Source organism: Kitasatospora sp. NPDC001095 (assembly GCF_053598615.1).
Window position 1 is genome coordinate 1 of sequence record NZ_JBSFKQ010000152.1, and the last position, 1,232, is coordinate 1,232.

Annotated in this window: 1 protein-coding gene; it reads right to left on the bottom strand. The window is 67.0% G+C overall.

Features of this window, described 5'->3' with window-relative positions:
* Positions 1 to 11: 11 nt before the first annotated feature.
* A complete protein-coding gene (locus tag ACWDBB_RS36250) occupies positions 12 to 1,145 on the bottom strand; it encodes an IS630 family transposase (RefSeq protein WP_449793659.1) in 1,134 nt (377 codons plus the stop codon).
* Between the last annotated feature and the right edge of the window lie 87 nt (positions 1,146 to 1,232).

Below are 1,232 nucleotides of genomic sequence, written 5' to 3' on the forward strand. Positions count from 1 at the left end.
CTAGTGCCGCATCAGGCAACGTTCGCCCTGGTGACGACTTCGCGTAGCCGCTGATCGGCGGCGTGCTTGTTCCGCCAGATGATGTAGCGGCGGATCATGCTGCCCTGTTCCTTGTGGCTGGCGTGGTCAGTGCCGTCGAGGGCGAAGTAGCGCAGGGCGGTGAACTGGGCCTCGATCCGGTTGAGCCAGGAGCTGTTGGTCGGGGTGTAGGCGATTTCGACGTTGTTCGCCGCGGCCCATGCCCCGACCCGCTGGCAGCGCTTGGTCGTCAGGTGCGGCGAGTAGTTGTCGCAGACGATCGCGATGCGCACGTCCGCCGGGTGCAGCGAGCGCAGGTAGCGGCAGAACTCCAGGAACTTGGAGCGGTTCTTGGTCTTCTTGACATGGCCGTAGAGCTGGTCCTTGGCGAGGTCGTAGGCGGCGAACAGGTGGCGGACGCCGTGCGGTCGGGTGTAGGTGGCCCGCCTGCGGGGTCTGGGCTCGCGGTCGGGGTCCTTGCCCTTGCCGCCGCGCTCGGCCCACTGCCGACCGGGATGCGGCTGAAGGTTGAGCGGCCCGAACTCATCCATGCAGAAGACGACTTCGGGCTCGCCTTCCTCGGGTATGACCTCGCCGTCGGCGATCGCGTAAAGGTGCTCGACCCGGGCCTTCTTCGTGGCGTAGTCGGGGTCGCGGGAGGCCTTCCAGGTCTTCACGCGTTGAAAGGAGACGCCCTCCTCGCGGAGCAGAACCCGAAGGCCCTCGTGGCTGATGTCGTCGACCACCCCCTCGGCGACCAGGAAGTCGGCCAGCTTGGCCAGGCTCCAGGTCGAGAACGGCAGGCCGTGCTCGGCCGGCCTGGACTTGGCGGTCTTCTTGATCTCCCGGCGCTCGGGCAGGGTGAACGTCCTGGGCCGCCCGCCCTTGTACTTCGGGTAAAGCGAGTCGAAGCCGTCGGCATTGAAGTTGTGGATCACGTCGCGGACACGGTCCGCGCTGGTGAACGTGACCTCCGCGATCTTCGCCACGGGCATGCGCTGGGCGGACAGCAGCACCATCTGGGCCCGCCGCCAGGTCACCACCGAACCGGTGCCCCGGCGGACAATCCGCAACAGCCGCCTTCCCTCGTCGTCATCGATCTCACGGACCTGTACGCGTTCAGCCACGTGATCATTCTGACGGTCCAGCGTCGCCCGGCACGGCAACCGGGCGACACGTCACGACGGGGCGAACGTTGCCTGATGCGGCACTAG